Here is a 17,973-nt window from a genome sequence, read left to right on the forward strand (position 1 = left end):
CTTACCATTGATGTTGCATTTAAATGCTGAAACTTCTGTTCTGAAGGACTAGTTCGAATATTTAATCAAAATTATATAGAATCATATTTTTGTTGTAACCGTTTTCAAAATAAGCTTTATTTAGTGCTTTAACGTAATTTTGTTCATTTTGTTCACGAAAAAAAGCCATCTCGATACTTTAGCGAGATGGCTTTAAAGAATATTGTCGTTCGGGGCGCCCAACGATACCATATTCGATTTTCGCCCTGGCTTCATCAATCGAAACTAAATATTCTAAATATCTTCTGGCCGTAGTCCGTGAAGCCCCCATTTGTTCCCCCATTTCTTCTGCGCTAATGCCATTTCCTCGTTTCTTCATAATTTCGATTACTTTTTGAAGCGTTAACGAATCAATTCCTTTTGGCAAATCTTTATGGTCGGAAGGGGCAAATTTAATCGTTCCGAAATATTGGTCAAGTAACGTCTGGTTGATTGGCGTTTCGTCTTCCAATAATGCTTTTTTTCTTTTGTAATGTTGGATGGTTTCGGTAAACTTATCCATCGTTATCGGTTTAATTAAATAATTTGAAATCCCATATTGGATCGCTTTTTTTAAAAGCGTTTTCTCAGTTGCCGCGGTAATCATAATAATATCGACGTTCGGGAACCGCTCTCTAATTTCCGGCAATATATTCGTTCCAAGTTCATCTGGCATATAAATATCCAGGAGCAGCAAATCTACTTGATGAGCATCAAGCAGTTGTATCGTTTCGCTTGCATTCAACGCCTTTCCAACGACTTCAACATCTTTTATTTTTAGAAGATACTGTTCATGAATTTGCGCGACACGAAAATCATCTTCAGCAATCGCCACTCGTAACATACTTTTCCCCCCTAATGTTGTTCGCCTATCTTTTTCGGTATAAAAACGGTAAAAATGGCGCCATGATCCTTTTGATTGCTCACTTCAATTGTGCCTTCCAGCTCATCAATCGCTTCTTTCACATTTGACAATCCATAACCGCGGTTAGGGCCTTTCATTGAAAATCCTTTTTTAAAAATCGTTTCGATTTGTTCGTCTGATATTCCAGGTCCATTGTCAACCACTTCGATGACAATGTCATTTCCGACATCTGTTATAAAAAATAATACTTCTTTTTTTCCCTGCTTGGCCACCGCTTCAAAGGCGTTATCAATGAGGTTGCCTATGATTGTAACAAGCTGTGAGACACCGATATGCGGAGGCAGCGGTTCGATGGAACTATTAGGGTCGAGCGTAAAATTGATTTTCTTCTCAGAAGCTTTCCCCAATTTCCCTAAAAGAATCGCCTGTACTTTCGCATCATGAATTTGTTCAAATAGGATGCGATTTTGATTTTGGTGAATAGTAGATTCCGTTTTGATCATTTCAATCGCCTCGTCATAATGGCCTAATTCAAGAAGGCCCAGGAGAACGTAAAGTTTATTTGTAAACTCATGGGTTTGTGCACGCAAATCTTCTGAGTACTTCCTTACTTCGGACAAGGTATCAATCATTTTTTTCAATTCTGTTTTATCCCTGAAGCTTGCGACTACACCGACAATCCGGCCATTTTCGATAATGGGCATACTGTTAACGATCACGATTTTATCCTTCAGCTCCATCTCTATATTTTTTTCAATTACCCCAGTTTCTAACACTTTCTTCATCGTAGACTGCGGGAAAACAGTTTCAATCGGCTGGTTGATGGCATCTTTCTCTAATCCGAGCATTTCTTTTGCTGAAGTGTTCATCATCGTAATCAAGCCTTTTTGATCAATCGAAATGATTCCTTCTCTGATGGATAACAAAATGGCGCTTCTCTCTCGAAACAATGCTGCAATTTCGTACGGTTCGAGTCCCAGCGTATCTTTTCGAATGCTTTTGGCTAAATAAACTCCCCCAATTATGCCTAAACCTAAAACAAACGAGGAAAAAAGAATAATTTTTGTAATTTTATTTGCGATATTGTTGTGAAGATCTTTCTTTAAAAATTCAACAGTAACAACACCCATTACTTTTTTATAATTACCAAAGTCTACGATGATCGGGGCTTTTCCTCTAATGGCCGGGCCCATTTCCCCGGTTGATTCTGTTACATAATTTCCTCCAAAAACTAGCGCCTTGAAGTCATCTTTGTGTTGAATTGTTTTTCCGATTTGGTCGGAATCAGGGTAGGAGTAGCAAATTCCGTCACGATTTGTCACAATTACGGATGCCGCTCCGGCCTGTTCGCGAATTTGTTCGGCGATCGTCTGGATTTCTGTGGAAGAAGGGTTCGATTGAAGTTCTTCTTTAACAGCAGGCATGAGCGATACCGTTTTTGCCGTTTGCAGCGCAAGTTTTTTCGTTTCATCTTTCGTCTCGGTCGACTCAAAGTAGGCAAATATTCCGGTTAGAAGAATAATAACAAATAAGAGCAATGTGATGATTAAGCCTAATATTTTTGTTTGTAAGGAAACGTTCAGGAATTTATTCATTTGTTAAAGCTCCCCGTAATGACTTTAAAGAGTACAAGCTCAAGGGAAAACCCTTGAGCTTAATTTACCGAAATATATCGACCGCCGCAATGTTTGAAGGTTTGCCCCTTTCTTTAGTAAGCGGATTGTAAGGAACAACATAAAATTCAGGAAGGGAAAAAAGAAATCTGCTCGATGTTGTATACTCACCCTTTCCTCTCACTGTCGCGATGAATTCACTCGCTCCATTCTGAACGGCATAGATTTTATATTTGAGCCTTTTATCTTTTGAAGGTGTCCAGGTGAGTTTCACCGTCGGCATTCCAAGCGGACCAAAGCCTACATGACCCTCTACATTTTTGACATCAATCATTTTAATCGGGGGCTCGAGATCTTTTATCCCTTTTGGTTTATGGAAGGTTAAATGGTTTTCGGACGGAATCTGGTTAATAATCGCCTTAAACAATTCTGTTGGATAACGGCTGCCACTATTTAAATAGCTTTCTTTCGTTGTCCGGTCATAGCCAATCCAGACGGCACCAACAATGTCTGGAGTATATCCGACAAACCAGGCATCCCGGTTCCCGTCCTCTTGACCGTCGATATTTGTCGTTCCTGTTTTCCCTGCCAATGCGGTATGAATCTTCCCATATTTCCCCGTCCCTTTTTCCACAGCCGCTTCCAGCATACGTGTCATATTCCACGCGGTCTGCTTGCTGAACACTTTCTTTTCTATTGGCTCAGCCTGTCCGATCAGCTGTCCGTCATGATCGTAAATCTTTGAAATGACATAGGGTTCTACGATCTTTCCTTTTTGCGAGAATGCCCGGTAAGCCTTGACCATCTGCAGCGGAGAAACCCCTTTCGTTAGCCCCCCGAGCGCGATTCCTAATCCGCGATCAGTAACTGGCATCCCAAGTTTATTTAAATATTCTTTTGAATAATGTATGCCAATCTTATTTAAGAGCCAGACAGAAGGGGCGTTTGTTGAATGCTGGATCGCTTCATACATTGAAATCTTCCCTCGATACTTATGATTCGTATTTTCCGGCACGTAGCCATCATAATTTAACGGCTCATCCTTCAATAATGAATAAGGCCAATATTTTTTCTTCTCGAGGGCAGGGCCATACACTGCAAGCGGCTTAAAGGCAGAACCCGGCTGGCGTGGAACATATACTCGATTTAAGCCTTCCGTCAAATAGTTGCGCCCACCAGTAGCTGCTATAATTCCCCCCGTTTTTGAATCCATTAGAACGAAAGCTCCTTCTGGCGGCTCCTTCCCTGTGCCTTTAAAGTAATATCGTTTTTGAAACGTTTTATAAGCTGCATTTTGCGCTTTAACGTTTAATGGAACGACAATTTTATATCCGCCCCTCCTTAATTCTTCTCGGGAAAGATGATATTTTTCCTTTGCTTCTGTTAATACCATATCCACGTATGTCAAATAGGCCGGATTCCGCTCTTCTTTATGGATGGTTAACGCAACGGTTTTCCCCTGGGCGCGAACTGCTTCTTCCGGGCGAATGAAATGTTGCTCTTCCATTAAATCCAGGACAAGGTTCCTCCTTTTCTTGCTTCGGTCAGGATGCTCGAGCGGTGAATACACTCCCGGAGCCTTTAATATTCCGGCCAATAATGCTCCTTCATCGAGGGTTAAATCACTTACTTTTTTATTAAAGTAAAGCCTTGATGCCGCTTCAATACCGTATGCCCCGTGTCCGAAGTAAATTTGATTTAAATACATTTCAAGAATCTTGTCCTTAGAGTACCTGCGCTCTAAATTAAGGGAGATGATCGCTTCTTTCGTTTTTCGAAGCCATGATTTTTCATTCGTTAAAAAAACATTTTTCGCCAGCTGCTGGGTAATTGTACTTGCCCCTTCGACTTTGCCGCCTGAGAGTATATCCTTGTATACAGCACGGAAAATCGCATGTGTATCTAGGCCATGGTGCTTATAAAAGCGCGAATCTTCCACAGCGACAAACGCATTTTTCACGTGATCTGGAACATCGTCAATCGAAACCGGTTCACGGTTTTCCGCATATACTCTTGTAATGATGTTTCCGTTTTCATCAACCAGTTTCGTTGCGGAATTCAGGACAAGCGCTTTATCATCAATCACATAATCGCCGGCCATGATGATGCCTAAATAACCAACAAATCCTAATAGTAAAACGCCGCAAATGAAACAAACCATTCCGATCGCCTTTTTTACCATCACGATCCTCCTTGCAGTAGCACTTGATTGATATGCAACATCTTTATGGAATGATTTAACTTTAATTCCTTTTGTTTATCATTTGCATTTCCAGGAAAAAAAATGAGTAAGGCCCGGGGGGAGACTAGAGGATATGGGTAAGTGACCAGCCAATAGCAACCTTCATATAGTAGAGGATGAAACTACTCTAATACGAGGAGGGTTTGAATGTGGCTGTAGATTTAACTGCCCTGCACTGGATTTATCTGTTGTTTATCGGGCTTATCATCGGTTTTATGCTCTTTAGAAGGGATACGTCACTTGTATGTATCATCGGCATTTTCCTTCTCGGTCTTGTTGCCACTCATTCGGTAAGTTCAGCTACGATCGGGATTTTCAATAGTTTTATTTATGCGATTAAAGAGCTTCTTGGCACTATTCTTGTTATTTCCATCATTGTTGCCATGAGCCATATTTTGACGATTACAGGGATCAACGATGTCATGATCCGCCCTTTCGCCAAATTGATTCGCAACCCTTTTCTCGGCTTTTGGGTCATTGGGATATTAATGATGACAATCTCCTGGTTTTTCTGGCCATCTCCTGCCGTTGCTCTAATGGGTGCCGTTCTTCTTCCTGTCGCTGCACGAGTCGGCCTCCCTGCCATTGGCGTTGCCGTCGCCATGAATTTATTCGGCCACGGCATTGCTCTCTCCAGTGATTTCGTCATTCAAGGCGCTCCAAAACTAACCTCTGAAGCTGCGGGCATTCCTGTAAGCGATGTTCTTTCCGCAAGCGTTCCTTTAGTTTTCACAATGGGGATCATTACAACTATTGCCGCTTACTTATTTCTTCGCAGAGATATGAAAAAAGGAACCATTGATGCCCCGCTAGATATTGTCCCGGAACAAGAAGAGAAAAAGGAAGCTCCCACCTTATCTACCGGACAGAAAAAATTTTTCGCATTAATGATTCCGATTCTTTTTGCGGCCGATTTAGTGGCTATGACCTTAATTAACTTGCAGGGCGGAGATGCGACTGCTTTAATTGGCGGAACATCGATCGTTATTTTAATCATTATCGCCCTCTTTACGTACAAAAATAAGGGCTTAGAAGAAACGACATCCTATTTCATTGACGGATTTCAATTTGGATTTAAAATCTTTGGACCGGTTATTCCAATCGCCGCATTTTTCTATCTAGGCGACTCAGGATTTAAAGAAATTCTCGGAGATTTCCTGCCAGAGCACTCTCTTGGCATTGTCAATGATCTCGGTGTCGCCCTTGCCTCTGTCGTTCCATTAAATGCAGAAATTGGTTCTGTCACGCTGACTGCGGTCGGTGCGATTACTGGACTTGATGGCTCGGGGTTTTCCGGCATTTCACTCGCCGGTTCCATCGCCCATCTCTTTGCGGCATCAATCGGCCACGGCATTGCCACATTGACTGCACTCGGGCAAATTGCGGCCATTTGGGTTGGCGGAGGGACGCTCGTTCCATGGGCACTTATACCCGCCGCCGCCATTTGTGGCGTTAGCCCATTTGAACTTGCAAGACGAAACCTCATTCCGGTCATCATCGGCCTTGTCGCTACAACCATTTTGGCGATGTTCCTCATTTAATTCCTCTGGAGATATATTCGTTCGGAGTGGCCAACAATTAGAACCACTCCGTTTCCTTTATACAAAAACCGGATAAAGACATAGAAAACCAACATAAATTTACAATTTATAGGATGTTGGGCTTATTTGAAAAATACAGGCAGGAATCCTTCTAACGCATCGTGAATAGAAAAAAAGACATTGAAACAATTTCGAAACTATCCATTCTCTTTCGACAAGTTCTTCCATCTCACACAAGTGTATATTGTTTCAATTCAATTCCATTTACGTGAGGAGGTTTTATCTATGTTCTCGATTTACCGTCATCGTGCATGGCTATTCCTGATGATCCTACTTGTCTTATTTTCTGGAATCCCTTCAGGCTATGCTTCAGCTGGCACATCCTCATCTAATCCTTCCAACCAAAATGACCTTCAGCAATTCTTTTCAAAAGCGGCAAAAGAATTTGGCGTCCCGTTAAGCATCTTAATGTCCGTCTCATACAATGAAACTCGCTGGATCGATCACAACGGCCATCCAAGTACGTCCGGTGGATATGGAGTTATGCACTTGACAGAAGTTAAGCCTGAAATAAATGCGAAGGGTGATGAAGTGAAAGGCACAAAATCCCCTCCTATAGCTGATCCGGGCATGGATCGATTGGACGAGGCGGCGAAATTACTCGGTGCGAAACCTGAAGCATTAAAAAATGACATTGAACAAAACATTCGAGGCGGCGCTGCATTACTTGCGAAGTATGCGCGCGATACAATCGGCCATACTTCCAATAACCCTGCTGATTGGTATGGGGCGGTCGCCAAATATAGCGGTTCTCATGAAAAGACAGTAGCAGAAGATTTTGCTGATCAAGTATTCGCCACGATTCGGGAAGGTGCTCATGAAACTCTCTCAAACGGGCAGCATATCGTTCTTCAACCAGAAAAAGTTAAAGCAAAGAAAGACACAGCCCGCTCGCTTCATTTAAAACCTACTAAACCAACAGGTATTGACTGTCCAAAAAGACTTGATTGCCAATTCATTCCTGCGGCCTATGAACGATTTTCAAGCAGCCCGGCAGATTACGGCAATTACGACCTTGCCAGGCGCCCAAATGATGGGCTCGATATCCGCTACATCATCATTCATGATGTGGAAGGAAGCTACGCTTCAGCCATCAATATATTTCAGTCAAAATCATATGTTAGCGCCCACTATGTGATCCGTTCATCTGATGGACAGGTTACTGAGATGGTCAAGCCCGAGCATGTTGCATGGCAAGCAGGCAACTGGTACGTAAACTCACATTCTATCGGGATCGAACATGAAGGGTACGCGGTGGAAGGTGCCACATGGTACAGTGAACCAATGTACCATGCATCGGCAAAACTCGTGAAATATTTAGCGGCAACATACAATATTCCTTTAGACCGGGCTCACATCCTTGGTCATGACAATGTTCCGGGATTAACCCCGGCGTCCCAGACTCGCATGCATTGGGATCCGGCTGCTTACTGGAATTGGGAACATTTCTTCAAAAAACTCGGCGCTCCCATTCACCATAATGGCCATAAAGATAGCCCAATTGTTATGATCGCCCCCGACTATCGAAAAAACAAACCGCCATTAACATATGGCGAGAAGCAATTAGAAACTCAATCCGCTAATTTTGTCTATTTATATAGCGCCCCGAGTTTTGACGCTCCATTAGTAAGTGACCCCGCTCTCCATAAAGATGGGGAACCAGGGACTACGGCCATTAATGACTGGGGGGACAAGGCGTCAACCGGCCAAAGGTTTTATCGAGCCGACCAGAAAGGAGACTGGACCGCAATCTATTATGGCGGAAAAAAAGTATGGTTTTATAACCCTAAAGAAAAAAATACCGTTCGGGGCGAAGGAATACTGATAACGCCGAAAAAAGGTCTGGATGCTATCCCCGTATATGGCGCCGCTTATCCGGAATCAACCGCTTATGATGGAACCGGAATTCCCGCTGAAGCTGGCGGAAAAGTAGTTCCATTGCAGTACACGATGAAGGCGGGGCAAGTATATGTCGCCACAAATCCCGTTCAATCGGATTATTATTACGCTAAACGTTATAATGACCTTGAAGGCAACAAGGTCGTTTCCGGCCATGACGAATACTATCAAATTTTCTTCAACCATCGCATAGCCTTTGTGAAAAAAAGCGATGTGGAACTTGTTAAACGTTCCGTTAAACCTGTTCATTAATAGAGATAAAGAGATTTCCCTATTTTAAAAGGGAAATCTCTTTATTTTGCTGGTGAGCCTGTTTTTCTTTTTCTTTTTCTTTTTCTTTGATAGAAATAAACGAGTTCAAGCGCCGCAATACATAATAAAAGCCATACCGCACCTGCCGTGAATCCCGCAAGTATATCAGAAGGATAGTGCACGCCGAGATAAATTCGGCTTACTCCAATTAACAAGACAATCGCGACAAATACAACCGTCCAGACCATTTTAGAGAGCGCTTTTCGCTTGCTCCGGACAATTAAATACCCGAGATAGCCATAAAAAATGAAGTTGCCCATCGCATGCCCGCTCGGAAAGCTAAACCCGGTAACCTCTACCATTTGATTCACGGTCGGGCGTGCCCGCTGAAACGTATTTTTTAATAAAAGATTGAGCAACCCTCCACCGGCAACGACGATGAAAAAAAAGAGCATTCCCCAGCTGTTTTTCCGTTTAAACCAGAGCCATGCCATTCCGATCAATAGAAGAATGCTGATCGTCATCGTTGAACCGAGCTCCGTCACCGCGATCATCAACTTGTCCAATGCGGGAGAGTGGAAAGACCGGACTTCCTTGATAATTGCATGGTCAAAAGCAAATGTTTCGTTTTCTAATAGTTCTTCTGATAAACCGGCGAACACGACAATACAAATGGCCGCCAGCAAAAAGCCTGACAGTACGAGAATAGAAGGGAGAAGCGGAAAGGAGGATTTTTTAACTGCGTTTCGAATCATTCGTCCACCTCTTACTTTCTAGCATTAAATAAGCCGCCCGAATGAAGCAGCTTTTTTAATGTATTGAACTATATTTTTTATGGAATAGCAAGTTTATACGCGATTAACCGCTCCACTTCTCTTATAAACATTTCCATTTTCGTGTTTAATGCCCACAATATGAGGGTATATAAATAGCAGATGATATTATTTAGGAGGTCATTTAATCATGGAAAAAGATGTTCAACTATTAATCGAAGGACTTAACGAAGATTTGGCTAACGAGTATGCGGCATCGATTATGTATACGAATAATGCGGCAACCGTTTCTGGCTTATACCGACCGCTGTTAAAGGACTTTTTCGAATCGGAAATTAGCGATGAGCAAGGCCATGCGCTTTATCTTGCTGAAAAAATTAAAACATTAGGAGGTATTCCGACGACAACTCCTGCAGAAGTAAAGCAAGTATCAACCGTACGTGAAATGTTAGAGGAAGCGCGCAAATCCGAATATGAAACGATTCGCCGCTACGAAGAACGGAAAGCACTTGCCGGTAAATTAAACATGACAGAACTTGTCGTAAAACTTGAAGATATCATCGCTGATGAAACGAATCATATGGAAGAGCTTGACCGGCTATTGAGCGATCCTAACCTATAAAGCCTGGCCCTTCTCCCCATCATATAGATAATACGACACCGTGAGTTTCATCTCACGGTGTTTCGTTTTGTAAGACTCTTAACCGAAAGCAGTTTTTTGCCGTCTTTCCTAAATCCTCAAGAAATTGATAATTGGCATAGGCTCCAACAACCGCGCCGATCCCCGGAACTAATTGCAACATTTTCGCTAAATCAATATGATCTCTGTAATCTTGTTGTAGCTCTTTCCACTCAATTTTTTCTAAATATTTTGTTTGAGTCGGAAATTCATTCACCGTTTCATTCCAATTAGCAACTTTTTCATAGACTTCTTTCCGTTTAAACGGGCTTGAATAGGCAAGTTGGAAGACGTGCAAAATAAACAACCGTTCCCGATAATCCTTTACGTCAAAACCATAAAGGCTTGCTACGTCAAATAAAAACTTTAGTTTTATGCTGAGAAGGAGTGGAAAATCAGCCAGCCCGAGAAGTATTCCTCCGGCACCTGTCCCCGCTCCTTCAATCAAAGCTGTTTTTTTATAAAATTGAATCTTTTCATCAACCTTTTTATCCCGCTCTTCTAAAGTCGCTTCTTTAAGCGGAAACCGCTTCGTCGTATATTCGGAACCGACAAGCACCGCATGAACCATATTTTTTATACTTTTTGTAATTACGTTATGGACTTTATCCGGGATTAAATCGTTCACTTTCGTTTGAATCGTTTTCGTCGATTTATTCCAAAGAGAAGGCTTTCTCGTTACTTCTTTCTGCCACTCGCTTAATTCCTTCTGGACGATTTCGCTATAGCTCTCCATAACATCACCCCTGATGATATCATACGATCATTTAGGTTAAAGGTTTCGTCTAAACAGAACCCTTTCCGAAAAGAAAGGGTTAAAAAACACGAGCCAGCTGTTTTTTCATATAGTTTGTAGTGAAGATCCAGACAAAAAGCACGGAAGCGGCAGCCGATAGCAAGGCAATCATCCAATTCCCGCTTTTCACGAGCACGAAGACAATGTAAAGCAATGCCTGAATAGACAATAATAGCTGCATCCATTTCCGGAAAGCGGAGAACTTCCACTCTTCTTTAACCGGATATAGCTCAAATAGAACATTTCCCTTATGGTGAGGATATAACGAAAGCAGCTGTACGCCCGTTGCATGTAAAAAGAGCAAAATAATCGCGATATGCCACCAGCCATTTGGGATCATGTAAAGAAACAGCCATCCTACAAAAATAAGACGGATAAAAATGCCTAAATAGTCGTTAGAGCGAATGAACGTTTTTCGATAAATTGTTGAATAAACATGTTGTTGTCCATATGGAACGTTTGCGATCCACGATAAATAGCGCCGTGGGTTGACCCGGTGGCTTAACTGCGGTACATCTGTAAACAAATTAGCTATCCTGTACAGGCGCATCATCATCTCATTCTCTTTTTCCAGAAGATGTTCCCACTTGTACGCATGTTCTTTTTTGATAAAGCCGAACACGAAATTTTTCAAAACATACATGATTGCCAAAAGAGCCGCTAAGAAAATGTAAGGCGCCATGTCAAACAATAAAAATAAAAAAACAAGATTGACGGCTAACCGGATTCCCGCATAACTTCTTCTCGTCGCTCTAAATGGGAGCCTCTGCTCTTCCCAGGAGCAAACTAAGTTCCACGCTTTTGCGACCAAAAGCAAAATTAAAGTAACCAGCATGGAAAAAAAGTCATTAGAAATAAATCGGGAAAATAATGGCCCCAATGCTAAAAAGACGAGCGTGACGAAGAAGGCTTGCATCCAGTAGCTGTACATAAATGCATGTTTAAAATACGTCCTCATTTGGGACTCCACCGGAAGCAGGAAAACAAGATCCCCGCGTTTTAAAAGCGTTCTGACAGGGCTTCTCGTCAACATATAAGCAAAAACGATGACAAAAAGCCAGAGCGCCGGAAATTGATCCGGAAGTTGCCGTAAAATGCGGGCATAGTAATAACTTCCAGCAACAAACAAAATATAAACGGAAAGCATGAAACCGCTGTTGGCAATCAGGCGAAAATAGCGAATAGCCACCGTAAAATAATCATTTCTTCGTTCCGTCCAAAGTTTTGTTAAATCCATCATGCTACAGGTCCCCTTGTCGCATGAATGTAAATATCATCAAGCGTCGCCCGCGCGAGGCCCGTCTTCTCCTGTAGTTCACCCAGCGTTCCTTCTAAAACGACCCGGCCGTCATGCAAAATCAAAAACCGGTCGCAATACCGCTCCGCTGTTGATAAAATGTGGGTTGACATGAGAATGCCCGCACCGTTGTTTTTAAAGCGGACCATCCACTCCAAAAGGGAATGGATTCCGAGCGGATCAAGGCCGACAAACGGTTCATCGACGATATACAGCTCAGGCTCTATTAAAAACGCGCATAAAATCATGACTTTTTGACGCATCCCTTTTGAAAAATGACCCGGGAACCATTTTGTTTTATTTTCCATATGGAATTCTTTTAAAAGCGGATGAACTCTTGCTTTAAATGTTTCTTCATCCAGTCCGTAAGCCATTGCCGCAAGCTCAAGGTGCTCCCATAACGTCAACTCATCATAGAGCACAGGCGTCTCCGGTATGTATGTTAATTTACTTCGATAATCTTCCGGATTTTCCTTAAAGTTAAGCCCTTCTATTTTTGTCGTCCCTTTTGCAGGTTCCATTAACCCTAATATATGTTTAATTGTCGTACTTTTGCCCGCTCCATTTAACCCGATTAAGCCGACAATCTCCCTCTCGTGAACATTAAAAGTGATATCATGTAACACTGGCTTATTCGGTACATAGCCTCCCGTCAATCCGTTCACTTCAAGAATTTTTTTCATTTTGTATCCCTTCTTTACGAATGCTTTCTTCTAATTCCATTATCTTTCCATAATCATATCAGATTATCATCCACTGATACAAAAGTATTAGAAAACTCGCTGTGTGGCGAGTTTTCTAATTTCTTCTGTATAAAAATCATATAAACGTGGAGATGCTAATACATGAAGAAGGCATCCCCCCTTCTTCAAAGAGAATTCGTACAACTAACGAGTTCGTGCGAGTGAGGCCGATTCATTCGTTCTACGAATCGATTGATTGTATGATTTCTCCTTTCTTCTCTAACCTCTATTGAGAGGGAGGGTTCTATTTAATAGAACCCTCCCTCTTTATTTGGTAAAATAAATATAAAAACTAGCGGGGTGATTGTTATGAATCATGATGAAAACTGCATTTTTTGTAAAATTGTTAAAGGGGAAATCCCGTCAGCAAAAGTGTATGAAGATGAAAATGTTTTTGCATTTTTGGACATCGGACAGGTGACAAAAGGCCATACTCTCGTCATTCCAAAAAACCATTGCAAAGATCTTTATGAGCTGCCATCAGAAACGGCAGAAAAGATTTTTTCCGTCGTTCCAAAAATCGCAAACGGCATTAAAGCAGCCTTTGACCCTATTGGAATGAACCTTTTAAATAATAATGGAGAAGCTGCCGGACAAACGGTCTTTCATTTTCATATGCATCTTATCCCCCGCTACGGAAGCGGTGACGGGTTTGGGGCGGTATGGAAAACTCATACATACAAACCCGACGACTTTAACAAAATTGCCCATTTGATTGAGGAAAAAATCAAATGACGTATGGAGGAATTTCTGTTATACTGGAAACAACTTTTTCGCAGCAGGCATAAAGAAGCACTGTTGGAGGAAGCTTAGATTAGCCTAGATGAGGAGAGATGAGAAATGAAAACAAAATTTTTGGCTTTAACTGGCGTTTTATTGGCTTTAGGCTTTGTGCTGCATACGGTCATGCCCGCATTCTTTTTAGGAATGAGGCCGGATATGCTGCTAGTGATGATGTTTTTATCCATTATTCTGTTTCCAAACATCACAAACGTACTGACCGCGTCTATCGCAACAGGTGCTATTGCCGCCATAACAACTTCTTTTCCTGGAGGCCAGGTTGCCAATATGGTTGATAAGCCCGTTACGGCGATCATCTTTTTAAGTTTGTTTTTACTCGTTTCTAAATACAAAATCAATGCCCTTTCGGTGTCGCTGTTGGCAGCGATTGGGACGATGGTAAGTGGCTCTGTTTTCTTGCTTACCGCTTTATTGACGGTCGGCTTGCCGGGCTCCAGTTCATTTTTGGCTTTGTTTGCAACTGTCGTTCTCCCGGCAACTGTACTTAACAGTGCCGTTACGGTTCTTTTGTTCCCTATAACAAAAGGATTCCAAAAAACATTGCCAAAGGCGCATCCATTAAATTCCGTGCAACAACAAAAATAAACGTATGAAAACGATAAAGACTGAGCCTGGCTTCACGGCTCAGTCTTTATCGTTTTTTCCTGCTCTTCTTCCCACTTTGTAAATTGTTCAACCTCATCATTGATCGTTTTCAATAAATAACCTAAAACCGCTGCATCATCGACCAGGCCAATCCCAATTAAAAAATCCGGTACCGCATCGATTGGACTTATAAAATAGAGCAATGCGGCAACAACAAGAATCATCGATTTCTTCGATACATCCCGATACGTTCCTTCCCGGTAATGCTTAACGAGGCGGATTAGTGCTTTAATTTGCTCCGTAAAATTTTTCAGCGCGGAAGCTTGCCCCGTTTTTTCAGTTTTCTTCTCGGCATCAGTAATCAACTCACCCGATTTTTCATAATTAGTAATAATATTTGATGCTTTTGATTTCATTTTACTGAAGTAATTACTAATTTTCTTTTGGTCCATGTTTTTAACTCACCTTCTCCTAAATTAGTATACTTCTTCTATTCCCTTTTTAACACGAAAAAAGCCGATTCTCAACGAATCCGCTTCCTCAAAATATGACAAATAAAATCAATACTCCGACAAGACTCAACAATCCTATAATACCCAACATAAATGCTCTTTGCCTTAAACGTAAAATAGAGGAATTTCGAAACGAGTAATCTTTAACCCCTATTAGCGAATAAATCATGCTAGAAACCAAATAAATGCCTACCGCTAATAAAATGATCATCAACCATAACATGTAAATCCCCTCCCTGTACCATTTTATGCGCAAGCTTGTCCATTCATGCCGAATTTCATCGCTAAAAAAAATGCGATTCGGGGAAATTCTCGGTAGGATATAAAGTGAACCACCAAGAAATAGTAATGTACAACAAAATGAGGAGGTAAATAGAATGTCAAAAGGGAAATCATTATTATATGGGTTTGCGCTTGGAACGATCGTAACTGGAGCGGCGACTTTACTATCCACTCCTAAATCAGGAAAAGCATTGCGGGGCGATATTAAAGATAGTGCACTGAAATTTAAAAATTCCCTTTCAAAAGTAAAACAAGAAAGCATCCTGTTAAAGGAAAAAATCGTGCGCATTTCAAAAGAAGGAAAGGATGCACTGAAAGAAGTATCAGCCGATTTAAAAAAGGATATTGAAGAATGGAAAAATGACATTGAACCGAACATGGAAAATATCCGGGAAAATGTGAAAGAGATACAGGAAACATTAGAAGAAAGCAAAGCGGTACTTGAAACAGCTAAAAAATAACAATCGAAGCCGGGAAATCCTCTCACACGGGAGGATTTCTTTCTATTTTCAAAAACATGCCAAAAGACCCATACCAGGCAATGACGTTATTACTTTTTTCCTATTTTTTTATTAATTTTTAGGAAATTTTTCTTTCTTCTTTTAAAAAATACTGGCATAATAAGGTATAGGTATATATTTTTTTACAATTTTTAAATGACCGTTCTTTTAATGGATCCATGTATGAAAAAGTTAAAAAACCGCTAAACCGGCTCGGACAGAATCAGAAATAACCACAATACAACCAGCGCTTATGCTTTAGCGGTATAAGTTTCTTAAATAGGGGGTAGTAGAAATGGAAAAAGAACAGTTGCTTCATATGAAAGAGGCTATGATTTTTAGTCATAAGATGGCCCAAATTAGTAAAGCGTTGTGGAAAAGCGTGGAAAAGGACTGGCAAAATTGGATTAAAGACTACGGGCTCAATATTAATGAGCATCATATACTATGGATTGCCCATCATCTTGAAGGCGCATCGATTTCTGATATTGCAAAATTCGGTGTCATGCATGTTTCGACCGCATTTAATTTTTCAAAGAAATTAGAGGAACGGGGGCTGCTTACATTTTCTAAGAAAGAAAATGACAAACGGAATACATATATTTGTTTAACAAAAAAAGGGGAAGAGTTGCTTCTACATACACTTGGAACATTCAATCCTGCCCAATTTGGCGTGTACAGTGCATCGCTGCCTATTAAAGAGTTATTTGGCACATTTCCAGATTTCCCAAAATTAATGTACATGATTCAACAAATTTATGGCAGTGACTTTATGACGATTTTCAATAAATTAGAAGAAAAAATTGAATTACAAACCGTTGAACAGCGGCCAGCGGCTAAACCATTTGAAAAAGAATTAGCAGAAGCTCATTCATAACGAGAAGCGATTTCATAAAGCTTTTCCATTAAGTTGGGATATAATCCTTGCCCTTTTATTGCTTGAATGGTTTCCTTCGGTTTTAATTTTGGGGTTAGCATACCTGCAAAATGAATGAGGAGAGGAACGAAATTCACCAGCCCCTCCTCTTTTTGTTGTTCATATTTTTTCTGCAGTTCATCACACAGAGTGAGGACTTCATTCACTTCCTGCTCTGTCAGCTTATTGGACATTACAAGTGTAAAAAAAGGGAACTGTGTATAATCAACCGTTTGAAGGGTTAGACGGCTATAAAATTCAAGACGCTCAATTCGATCTTCAAGTGTTTCCATGCTCATTTCGTAATATCCCCTATCTCTTCCTCTATTGATGTAGTTTTCTTCTTCTATTTTACAGCGCTTTTTATTTTTGATAAACATCAAATATTAGGCGATTTTCAGGCAAGTTAAACTGATTCACTTTAATTTTATATTTTTTTTGCAAATCGATCTTCGTTGTTGCGAGATGAATAAGCCTGTCTTTCGGATAAATCGTAACCCAATCCGGGATTCCTGGTGTTTCAGCTAAAAGTCCTAATATTTGCTCCCCCGGAAGCGATAGGCCGCTGACGCTCATTCCTTTTTCCTTTAATGTTAAATCCCCGTTTTCCAGACTTTTAGGTACGAAAAAAAGCTGAAAAGGAATAGCCCTGTCAAACACGTGGATTTTTCCTGTGATTTGAATGTCATTATTTAACTGAACGTAAAGATCTAAATTATCTTTCTTTGAACGAATCTCTTTATTCATTAGATACTCTAATTCTCTCTTATCCATATGTATGCTAAAAAGCTTATCAGTGCCCCGCAGTTCATTATTCAATTGGCTTTCATCAAACGATTGGCTATTCGAAAAAAAGAAATAGAATGGTATGGCAACAATAAGTAAAATAAAGAATAATAGAGCAAAAAAGGCGATTTTCCATTTATTGAACATCGTGCATCCCCTCCCGAACTTTTACTCTATCTATTTTGCCCAATTTTTGATAAAGTTATAGGTAGCTATATATGGAGGTATTGTACCATGCCGGGAATCATATTTGTTATTCTTGCCCCTTTTCTTTTATTATTGTTCAATTCATTAACCAATCAACTTTGCATGAAACGCTCCATTCCGAAAGAAACACAGCCTGATTTATTTCGATGGATTAATGTGCTTTTAACAATTTTATTAATTTCAGCTTATATTGAAAATGTATTTACGTACTAAACTTATAAATGAGTAAAAAACGCTCCGAATTTCTTAATTGATACGAAGTGAAATTCGGTTAAATTGGCAAGTCGCTAAAAAAAGCGAAGAGGGGGATGCGTATAAGCACCCCCTCTTCGTTTTTCTTCGGAAGCAAAAGGCTCGTAAATTACCACCAGCCCCAGCCACCCCAGCAGGAGCAACCAATGATGATTAAAAGAATAAACAGCACAACGATTAACGCAAATCCATTTCCATGTGCGAAGCCCATAATGACACCTCCTTACGACGTAGTCCACTTTTCTATGCAAAAGAAGTCAACTCTTGCATAGTGTTTCGCTTTTCGGCGGCAAGCAGCACCAGTTGTTCTTCTCGAAAGTATGATGTGCTGGAGTAAGTAATCCGCCTTGCTTT

General features: G+C 40.9%; 19 protein-coding genes. 8 read left to right on the forward strand and 11 right to left on the reverse strand.

From position 1 onward, the window contains the following. Positions 1-178 precede the first annotated feature (178 nt). From H538_RS0107775 to H538_RS0107785, 3 genes are all read right to left on the reverse strand, one after another. Entirely contained in the window at positions 179-862 is a 684-nt protein-coding gene (locus H538_RS0107775; protein ID WP_026677132.1) for a response regulator, read from the reverse strand. An 11-nt stretch (positions 863-873) separates the two neighbouring features. Further along, positions 874-2,478, reverse strand: a complete 1,605-nt coding sequence (locus tag H538_RS0107780) for an ATP-binding protein (RefSeq protein ID WP_026677133.1) — start codon at positions 2,476-2,478, stop codon at positions 874-876. Positions 2,479-2,542: 64 nt separating this feature from the next. Next, the gene (locus tag H538_RS0107785) at positions 2,543-4,678 is read right to left on the reverse strand and encodes a transglycosylase domain-containing protein (protein ID WP_026677134.1); all 2,136 of its coding nucleotides are present in this window, start codon (positions 4,676-4,678) and stop codon (positions 2,543-2,545) included. A gap of 209 nt (positions 4,679-4,887) precedes the next feature. On the opposite strand from H538_RS0107785, the gene H538_RS0107790 reads away from it, so the two are divergent. Together H538_RS0107790 and H538_RS0107795 are read left to right on the forward strand one after the other, a co-directional pair. Beyond that, on the forward strand, positions 4,888-6,279 hold the full coding sequence (locus H538_RS0107790) for a membrane protein (protein WP_026677135.1): 1,392 nt from the start codon (positions 4,888-4,890) through the stop codon (positions 6,277-6,279). Positions 6,280-6,564: 285 nt separating this feature from the next. Further along, positions 6,565-8,490 (forward strand): N-acetylmuramoyl-L-alanine amidase, encoded by a 1,926-nt coding sequence (locus tag H538_RS0107795; protein WP_026677136.1) that lies wholly within the window; start codon positions 6,565-6,567, stop codon positions 8,488-8,490. A gap of 41 nt (positions 8,491-8,531) precedes the next feature. Here H538_RS0107795 and H538_RS23375 read toward each other — a convergent pair whose 3' ends face one another. After that, positions 8,532-9,245, reverse strand: coding sequence for a phosphatase PAP2 family protein (locus tag H538_RS23375; RefSeq protein WP_051291379.1), 714 nt, complete (start codon positions 9,243-9,245; stop codon positions 8,532-8,534). A 208-nt stretch (positions 9,246-9,453) separates the two neighbouring features. Here H538_RS23375 and H538_RS0107805 point away from each other — a divergent pair, with 208 nt between their 5' ends. Next, on the forward strand, positions 9,454-9,885 hold the full coding sequence (locus tag H538_RS0107805; RefSeq protein WP_026677137.1) for a ferritin-like domain-containing protein: 432 nt from the start codon (positions 9,454-9,456) through the stop codon (positions 9,883-9,885). A gap of 52 nt (positions 9,886-9,937) precedes the next feature. Here H538_RS0107805 and H538_RS0107810 read toward each other — a convergent pair whose 3' ends face one another. From H538_RS0107810 to H538_RS0107820, 3 genes are all read right to left on the reverse strand, one after another. Continuing rightward, on the reverse strand, positions 9,938-10,678 hold the full coding sequence (locus H538_RS0107810) for an EcsC family protein (RefSeq protein ID WP_026677138.1): 741 nt from the start codon (positions 10,676-10,678) through the stop codon (positions 9,938-9,940). Positions 10,679-10,757: 79 nt separating this feature from the next. Next, positions 10,758-11,978 (reverse strand): ABC transporter permease, encoded by a 1,221-nt coding sequence (locus H538_RS0107815; protein WP_026677139.1) that lies wholly within the window; start codon positions 11,976-11,978, stop codon positions 10,758-10,760. Beyond that, the gene (locus tag H538_RS0107820) at positions 11,975-12,718 is read right to left on the reverse strand and encodes an ABC transporter ATP-binding protein (protein ID WP_026677140.1); all 744 of its coding nucleotides are present in this window, start codon (positions 12,716-12,718) and stop codon (positions 11,975-11,977) included. Before H538_RS0107820 ends, H538_RS0107815 begins: the two co-directional genes overlap by 4 nt. Positions 12,719-13,087: 369 nt before the next feature. Here H538_RS0107820 and H538_RS0107825 point away from each other — a divergent pair, with 369 nt between their 5' ends. Together H538_RS0107825 and H538_RS0107830 are read left to right on the forward strand one after the other, a co-directional pair. Further along, complete coding sequence (locus H538_RS0107825; RefSeq protein WP_026677141.1) at positions 13,088-13,513, forward strand: HIT family protein; 426 nt, start codon at positions 13,088-13,090, stop codon at positions 13,511-13,513. A 105-nt stretch (positions 13,514-13,618) separates the two neighbouring features. After that, positions 13,619-14,164, forward strand: a complete 546-nt coding sequence (locus H538_RS0107830) for a tryptophan transporter (RefSeq protein ID WP_026677142.1) — start codon at positions 13,619-13,621, stop codon at positions 14,162-14,164. Positions 14,165-14,196: 32 nt separating this feature from the next. Here the strand turns inward: H538_RS0107830 and H538_RS0107835 are convergent, their stop codons facing one another. Continuing rightward, positions 14,197-14,616 (reverse strand): YkvA family protein, encoded by a 420-nt coding sequence (locus H538_RS0107835; RefSeq protein WP_026677143.1) that lies wholly within the window; start codon positions 14,614-14,616, stop codon positions 14,197-14,199. Positions 14,617-15,053: 437 nt separating this feature from the next. On the opposite strand from H538_RS0107835, the gene H538_RS0107845 reads away from it, so the two are divergent. Then, positions 15,054-15,419: a YtxH domain-containing protein gene (locus H538_RS0107845; protein WP_026677145.1), complete on the forward strand. Its 366-nt coding sequence runs from the start codon at positions 15,054-15,056 to the stop codon at positions 15,417-15,419. 334 nt (positions 15,420-15,753) lie between these two features. Next, positions 15,754-16,335: an HTH-type transcriptional regulator Hpr gene (locus tag H538_RS0107850; protein ID WP_026677146.1), complete on the forward strand. Its 582-nt coding sequence runs from the start codon at positions 15,754-15,756 to the stop codon at positions 16,333-16,335. Here H538_RS0107850 and H538_RS0107855 read toward each other — a convergent pair. After that, positions 16,326-16,673: a DUF1878 family protein gene (locus H538_RS0107855; RefSeq protein WP_245595206.1), complete on the reverse strand. Its 348-nt coding sequence runs from the start codon at positions 16,671-16,673 to the stop codon at positions 16,326-16,328. The two genes, H538_RS0107850 and H538_RS0107855, sit on opposite strands and share 10 nt — an antisense overlap. A gap of 64 nt (positions 16,674-16,737) precedes the next feature. Further along, a complete protein-coding gene (locus H538_RS0107860; protein ID WP_026677148.1) occupies positions 16,738-17,307 on the reverse strand; it encodes a YpmS family protein in 570 nt (189 codons plus the stop codon). A gap of 87 nt (positions 17,308-17,394) precedes the next feature. On the opposite strand from H538_RS0107860, the gene H538_RS0107865 reads away from it, so the two are divergent. Then, positions 17,395-17,580: a hypothetical protein gene (locus tag H538_RS0107865; RefSeq protein ID WP_026677149.1), complete on the forward strand. Its 186-nt coding sequence runs from the start codon at positions 17,395-17,397 to the stop codon at positions 17,578-17,580. A 148-nt stretch (positions 17,581-17,728) separates the two neighbouring features. Here H538_RS0107865 and H538_RS25460 read toward each other — a convergent pair whose 3' ends face one another. Beyond that, positions 17,729-17,830 (reverse strand): YjcZ family sporulation protein, encoded by a 102-nt coding sequence (locus H538_RS25460; RefSeq protein WP_081412604.1) that lies wholly within the window; start codon positions 17,828-17,830, stop codon positions 17,729-17,731. Positions 17,831-17,973 lie beyond the last annotated feature (143 nt).

The organism is Fictibacillus gelatini DSM 15865, assembly GCF_000430745.1.
In the GTDB taxonomy this organism is placed as follows: domain Bacteria; phylum Bacillota; class Bacilli; order Bacillales; family Fictibacillaceae; genus Fictibacillus_A; species Fictibacillus_A gelatini.

Bases quoted from the DNA above. Each gene is read 5' to 3' on its own strand.
- H538_RS0107775 (WP_026677132.1), bottom strand. From the start codon at position 862: ATGTTACGAGTGGCGATTGCTGAAGATGATTTTCGTGTCGCGCAAATT.
- H538_RS0107780 (WP_026677133.1), bottom strand. From the start codon at position 2,478: ATGAATAAATTCCTGAACGTTTCCTTACAAACAAAAATATTAGGCTTA.
- H538_RS0107785 (WP_026677134.1), bottom strand. From the start codon at position 4,678: ATGGTAAAAAAGGCGATCGGAATGGTTTGTTTCATTTGCGGCGTTTTA.
- H538_RS0107795 (WP_026677136.1), top strand. From the start codon at position 6,565: ATGTTCTCGATTTACCGTCATCGTGCATGGCTATTCCTGATGATCCTA.
- H538_RS23375 (WP_051291379.1), bottom strand. From the start codon at position 9,245: ATGATTCGAAACGCAGTTAAAAAATCCTCCTTTCCGCTTCTCCCTTCT.
- H538_RS0107805 (WP_026677137.1), top strand. From the start codon at position 9,454: ATGGAAAAAGATGTTCAACTATTAATCGAAGGACTTAACGAAGATTTG.
- H538_RS0107810 (WP_026677138.1), bottom strand. From the start codon at position 10,678: ATGGAGAGCTATAGCGAAATCGTCCAGAAGGAATTAAGCGAGTGGCAG.
- H538_RS0107815 (WP_026677139.1), bottom strand. From the start codon at position 11,978: ATGATGGATTTAACAAAACTTTGGACGGAACGAAGAAATGATTATTTT.
- H538_RS0107820 (WP_026677140.1), bottom strand. From the start codon at position 12,718: ATGAAAAAAATTCTTGAAGTGAACGGATTGACGGGAGGCTATGTACCG.
- H538_RS0107825 (WP_026677141.1), top strand. From the start codon at position 13,088: ATGAATCATGATGAAAACTGCATTTTTTGTAAAATTGTTAAAGGGGAA.
- H538_RS0107830 (WP_026677142.1), top strand. From the start codon at position 13,619: ATGAAAACAAAATTTTTGGCTTTAACTGGCGTTTTATTGGCTTTAGGC.
- H538_RS0107835 (WP_026677143.1), bottom strand. From the start codon at position 14,616: ATGGACCAAAAGAAAATTAGTAATTACTTCAGTAAAATGAAATCAAAA.
- H538_RS0107845 (WP_026677145.1), top strand. From the start codon at position 15,054: ATGTCAAAAGGGAAATCATTATTATATGGGTTTGCGCTTGGAACGATC.
- H538_RS0107850 (WP_026677146.1), top strand. From the start codon at position 15,754: ATGGAAAAAGAACAGTTGCTTCATATGAAAGAGGCTATGATTTTTAGT.
- H538_RS0107855 (WP_245595206.1), bottom strand. From the start codon at position 16,673: ATGAGCATGGAAACACTTGAAGATCGAATTGAGCGTCTTGAATTTTAT.
- H538_RS0107860 (WP_026677148.1), bottom strand. From the start codon at position 17,307: ATGTTCAATAAATGGAAAATCGCCTTTTTTGCTCTATTATTCTTTATT.
- H538_RS0107865 (WP_026677149.1), top strand. From the start codon at position 17,395: ATGCCGGGAATCATATTTGTTATTCTTGCCCCTTTTCTTTTATTATTG.
- H538_RS25460 (WP_081412604.1), bottom strand. From the start codon at position 17,830: ATGGGCTTCGCACATGGAAATGGATTTGCGTTAATCGTTGTGCTGTTT.